This window comes from Leyella stercorea DSM 18206, assembly GCF_000235885.1.
Lineage (GTDB): Bacteria > Bacteroidota > Bacteroidia > Bacteroidales > Bacteroidaceae > Prevotella > Prevotella stercorea.
Genome location: NZ_JH379441.1, coordinates 5,020 through 10,913, shown reverse-complemented (window position 1 = coordinate 10,913; position 5,894 = coordinate 5,020). Strand labels below are relative to the sequence as shown.

Sequence of the window (5,894 nt, the reverse complement as noted above, 5' to 3'; positions counted from 1 at the left end):
GGTATGGCAGGGATGCCATACCCTCCTACAAAACTTCTGCTTCTGTATTCAATCACTGTATTTAGAGCCTTATAACTAACCATAACTTACTATGACTAACTAACCATAAAGTCTTGATTTTCAATACTCTTTGATTTTTAACACTTTCTGAGTGCTTTTTGGCAGTTCCCGATTTTCCACATATTTTTGCAGCGTATTTCTACCGTGGAGAATTTGCGGAGCTTTTATTTTGTCATATCGTGAACGTAGTTGACAAGGGTTTACGAGTGGTTACGATGAAGGACAAATTTGAAGCTGATAGGCAGTATTATATCGTGGACAGGGTTGACAAAGGTTGTCAATAGTTCACTTCTCTAAGCATTTGGATTGCTGGTAAATAATTCTGTGCAACAGCCTTCTTTAGCCAGAAAAATCCTTTCTTTTTCTGTGGGGTCTCAAAAGCAGATATATACAAATCTGCTAATAACATTTGAGCTTCTGCATTACCTTGCTTGGCTACGTAAAGTAGTAAGGATTCTGCCTCACATAGTAATCTGTGTATCCTAATCGAACAAAAAGGAGGATATTCATCCTCTAGCCCAGGTATTTTAGGAGGATAGTTATTAATCGCTTCTCGTATAATATCCTTAGCCCTCATCAATTGCTTTTGTTCTTCTGATAATTGTTGCGTAAAAGCATCATCTACACAAACGAGAATCGTCTTAAAACAATCAAGTGCTTTATATAAGAATGCATTATCTGTGATAACAATTGTATCGATACCGACAGCCTTTAAACCATGGGTAACTCCAGCATAATTGAATAGCGTACATCTATCCTTTTCCCCTAAAAGTGTACCATGCATGTAGAGATTACGTAATAACCTATAAATAGAGTTGGCATACTCTACATTTTCTTCTATACAAGTTATCTCTTCTCCGTACTTTGTCTTATATGCTTTAAGAATTGAATCAAGTATTTGTGATGGCAGGGTGGCATTATTTGCTATTTTATAATACAGGACAAATTCGTTGAGTATTGTCTCATAGTATGAAAAAATCGTACAAAACAGGATCTTTCTGCTTTCCGTCATCAAACACAACGACCTTTCCTCAACATCATTAAAACTATTCAATATTGTATGATAGACCTCATAATCTCCATCAGAATTATCTCGCGCCAATCGATCAGCTTCTTCCTCTGTTTGTTTTAATTGCGTCTGGTATCTGTAAGCTATATCCGTTATCATTTGTGATAAAATCCCATATTGGGTTTCTATCATCGCCCTAATATTTGTATATCCTTTTGCGAACATGAGTTTCCGTTATTAAAATCCTAATAAATCGTAGTCAACGCCAGAACCAGGGTAATCGCCTTCCATTCCATCAGTTAGTGCATCCCAACGTTCTGCTTCATAGTTATGATAGGTATTATTATCTTGTTTATATTCTTCATAATCAATCCATTTCCCATTTTTATCAATATGTCCATTACCACCATAATCATTAACACTTGCAATTCCATCATTAAATGGATATGCCCACTGATATCGGAAAGGTATGACTGTTTCATTCATTTCATTTATGTATCCCCACTTATTTTTAAAAGCCACCGGTGCCAATCCCTCTGCAAAAGATTTTGCTTCAGAAAAACGGGAAGGGATAATCTGAATTCCGTACTTGTTAATATATCCCCATTTATCGAATTCTTTTACACCAGCCATTCCTTCCTTAAAATCCAATACTTCTATATATTTCCCTCCTACAAATTCACCATCTGAGTTTATAAATCTCCAATAAAAATGTTGATAAACAGCCGCCATACCATCAGAAAAAGGTCTTGCTTTCTCATAAATACAGTCAATAACTAAGTTGTTGCTTTTGTTAATATAACCCCACAAGCCATCATTTAAAACCAATATCAATTCCTCATTGGGTTTTATCATGAAATCTGGACAAAAGTGAACAGAATACCCACTCTGTTTCTCTCCGTGAAAATATTGGCATGGAATAATCTCTTTATTTTCTGACAAATCAAAAATACCCCAGTTCTCACCCTGGCGTACTTGTATATATTTCCCATCTAAAGTTGCTAGTCCGTCATATTCTTTTTCGTTCATTGTAATACCATTTTCTATTGAAAGAATTTTATATTTCAAAGTGTCATCTGTTTTAGAGTACTTTGAAATAGCAATAATATGATTATTGAAAATAACTTCAATGTTATATACCAGCTCATTTATGATAAAAAACTGACGTGATAGAACATCAAACACAGTACATGATTTTGCAGAATAACCAACAATATACCTATTATCGTCTGCGTACAAGAAATCTTGCCAGATATATTGTTTGTTTGAATGAAATACTATCCTATCGTAAACACAATTAAGTAGATATTGATTTGAATTGGCTATTTCAATCAAACCATACTTATTACCGTCTGTAATACATAAAAATCCCCTGTCTAATAAATTATTATTATCGGCATTACTAAAAGATGCAAAGCCTGGATATTGGCACGGTACAACAATTTTCCCAATTTCATTTATCAGACCATAACACCCATTTTTCTGTACAACTAAGTATGCAAAGTTAGGACCACATATGTTATCTTTAAAAATGTACGAACAATCAAGGACCACTTTCAATTGTTTGTCTATCAATCCATAACCCTTATCTCCTTTTATTACTGCAAATCCATGAGTATCGAATGATGACATAATCTCTCCGATCTCATTATTTGATGAATCCATCAAAAAAGAATCAGTAAGCCCTATGCCATTTTTGCGTTCTTCTATCCAATTTGAATTGGAGTGCTTTGTATTATCTGATTTGTTTAATTGTGAATTCACTTTTTTAAATTTAGTTATTGCAGATTTGCCAATGACCACCTTTGTCGGAACCTATGCGTTGAATAATACCTTTATCAACCATCAGCTTCAGACGACGCTTCACACTACTTTCATGAAGTCCCATTTTGTGTGAAATTTCACTTCTACTTATTTGTGGCTTTTCCTTGATTAGTTCTAAAATCATTTTTATCTGGTCGCTTATCTGGTCGCTTTCTGGTCGCTTCTGGTCGAATATAGTCTTTTCTTGCCCTTCCTCCAATAAATTAGCCCACACAGAAGCTTTCATTATAAAGGCGACCAAATGATATTGGGGTTCCTTCGTGCCAATGGCAGAAAGCTCACGACACATACGGTCAACTCCTTCACCGAACTCCTTTACATAGTCGTAGGCTTTCAGGTACTCGGCTATCTTGGGATTACGGGAAAAATGGGTGTGGCGGATATTGTCGGTGCGGACGATACCTGGCAGCTTACCGGGGGTCTCGAACACAAGTCGGTCATCAAACATCTTTATCTGTATCTCCGTTCCTTTGATGCTATAATCGCGGTGGCAAACCGAGTTTACCGTCATCTCTTGTATCACGAACTTAGGATATTCCCTGTCGGTCTTGAAGAGTCCGTCCTCACCGAGATAGGAATGTTCCTTCACTTGCGTTTCGAGGTAGTCGATGGTCTTCTGTATCTGGTCGAGGATGCGCCCCTCGAAGGTGACATCCTTGATGACGTTCATTTCCCTGCCGACTTTCTCTTCCGTACCATAGTACTTGATAAAACGGACACGGGCACGAGGGAAAAAGTTCTGGGGATTCTTACCGAAGAGCAAGATGCAGGCAGTGCTGACTTGTGGTACATCGCCATTGTAAGTCAGGAATCCTTTGTTCTCTTGCAGGTATTCCATTGGAGACTTGCCATAACCAATGCGCTTCATATATGCTTTTACGGCATCTATGTCGATATCCTCGATAGTGGCATCGTAGGCAGGGCTGTCCTCATAGTATCGTTCACCCTTGTCATACATCAGTTGCAGACGTTCCTCAAAGGGTAGCTTACGCGACTTGTCGCCCACCCGCCAAAACACCTCATCGGCTTGGTTGGCATGGAGGCGAGGACTGGCCGGGACATGGATTATCAGTATGTGGTTGTCATTGCCCTCGCTGTCTTGGCAAGGCATGAACTCTGTCGTAACAGAAATGGTGGGTACACAGAAATCAAACGGAGTGCGAAGTATCTCGTTCAAATGAGCCTTGTCTTGGTTGACACCCTCGATACGACGAGTCTTGTCGGATATACCTACAGCTATCATGCCGCCATCGGCATTTGCCATAGCGACAATAGTGTTGGCGAGAGCCTTCGGTTCTATATGAATGCTCTTGCAGTCGAAAGTCTGCCCTTCGGGCATCTGACGTATCTCTTCGATAGTATATCTCATATTCTGTTCATTCCACTTTTGTATGGCAAATCAACTCGTGTATATCCACATTGAGAACATCGGCTATTTGTGCCAATGTCTTCAAGTCGAGTTGTGCGTGGTTGTTGCATCACTTCGATACTGTGGCAGGGTCCTTATGCAATGTCTTTGCTAACCATTTACTTATAATACCTCTTTCTGCCAATATGGTCTTGACACGATTTAAATCCGCCATGCTTCAATTATTTGTTGTGTTTGCCACAAAGTTACTGCTTTTAACCGGGAATAAAGATTATATCCACATAAAGTTGCCAAAAGAGTGTTATTTTCTCAAATACAAGGCATTTGACTTTATACCTCTTTTATATACAGACAATAAGGTAAAGTTATTGTATATAAGAGAATGGGTATAGTTTCAACTGCATCCCATTCTATTTTCTCTTTTGACAACGTCCACTTATTTCTCGTCTCTTTCATCATTTTGTTATCCAGACCTCACATTTGTTCGTAAAAGCAAGTTAAAATCGTTAAATCTTCACTTTCCTTAAACCTACACATAAAACCCAATCCTCTTTTCTTCCGTATTAACCACAAATAATTGGTAATCTGTTACTTCTAAATTCGCAGGCTGTAGTAGCCTTACCTCTGTGTCTTTCCCAAAAGTACTGACAGAAATTGGTGGCTCGGCATTTGCAGGCTGTAGCAGCCTTACCTCTGTAACTGCAGAAATGAAGATACCTGCTAAGATAGAGGAAAACACATTCGATTCTGAAACGGCGCTAAACGCTACGCTTTATGTACCAGAAGGTTGCATTGAGAAGTATGAGGTTGCTGACAATTGGCGTTATTTCTATTACATCAAAGAGATTGGCACTCTTACCAGCATTGACTCTGCCACTGCATCTGACGCAGTGAAGGAAGTGGCACGCTATGGCATTAACGGCCAACTGTTGAATGGTCCGACAAAGGGCATGAACATCGTGAAGTATAGCGACGGAACAACAAAGTGTATCGTTGTGAAGTAAGCATACAACGACCACTCTAAATATAGTGTAACGACCACGAATCTCACGAATCAATCTAAACGTATTCGTGCTATTCGAGTTATTCGTGGTCGTTTTTATGTCATATAACGGTCTGCTGCTTTGCCCCTAATATTGCATTCGGCCTCTCAAACTAAGCTGATGGTGATGTCGTGAGATATGTTTTGAATTGTTTGGCGAAAAAATCTGCCATATCTTCCAGCAGCGCCGTAACTCTCACATTATAAGCAGAAAAAAGGCTGATAGATACTCCGAAAAAGAGGGGTATCTATCAGCCTTTCTGTCAGTCGTTACTTGCTGTGATGTGCTCTCCTACGGATTTCTCCCAGAGGGTGCACTTGTCTCCGCTCGGCTTTGCCGCTTGCCAGAGCAAGAAGTGCACCGACCAAGGATCTTGTGTCCTCCCACGGATTTCACTGATTTGCACAGATAGTTAGGGTGCGTGGTGTTGTCCCACAGAACTTCTTGCAGGGGGTGCAGCACCCCCTAAACTTCTGTGTTGATCTGTGCCATCTGTGGGAGGCTCTTCTCTGCAAGAAGATTCTGTGCGTTCCGTGCGTTCTGTGGGAGGACACTGCTTGCTTTGTTGGTGCAGCAGAGACTGCTGCAC

Annotated in this window: 3 protein-coding genes and 1 pseudogene; 1 reads left to right on the top strand and 3 read right to left on the bottom strand. The window is 39.6% G+C overall.

All coding sequences use genetic code 11. The annotated features are described in order from the left end of the window. Window positions 1-337: 337 nt before the first annotated feature. From HMPREF0673_RS07870 to HMPREF0673_RS07860, 3 genes are read right to left on the bottom strand one after another with little or no spacing between them, the layout of a single operon-like run. Window positions 338-1,294: an SEL1-like repeat protein gene (locus HMPREF0673_RS07870; protein WP_007900577.1), complete on the bottom strand. Its 957-nt coding sequence runs from the start codon at window positions 1,292-1,294 to the stop codon at window positions 338-340. 12 nt (window positions 1,295-1,306) lie between these two features. Next, a complete protein-coding gene (locus HMPREF0673_RS13410; RefSeq protein WP_157591667.1) occupies window positions 1,307-2,833 on the bottom strand; it encodes a WG repeat-containing protein in 1,527 nt (508 codons plus the stop codon). Window positions 2,834-2,843: 10 nt separating this feature from the next. Next, the gene (locus HMPREF0673_RS07860) at window positions 2,844-4,262 is read right to left on the bottom strand and encodes an RNA-binding domain-containing protein (protein ID WP_007900575.1); all 1,419 of its coding nucleotides are present in this window, start codon (window positions 4,260-4,262) and stop codon (window positions 2,844-2,846) included. 608 nt (window positions 4,263-4,870) lie between these two features. Here HMPREF0673_RS07860 and HMPREF0673_RS07850 point away from each other — a divergent pair. Further along, window positions 4,871-5,266: pseudogene (locus HMPREF0673_RS07850) on the top strand (leucine-rich repeat protein); the annotation flags it as partial. Window positions 5,267-5,894 lie beyond the last annotated feature (628 nt).

Coding starts and splice junctions, on each gene's coding strand:
- HMPREF0673_RS07860 (WP_007900575.1), bottom strand. CDS start 4,262: ATGAGATATACTATCGAAGAGATACGTCAGATGCCCGAAGGGCAGACT.
- HMPREF0673_RS07870 (WP_007900577.1), bottom strand. CDS start 1,294: ATGTTCGCAAAAGGATATACAAATATTAGGGCGATGATAGAAACCCAA.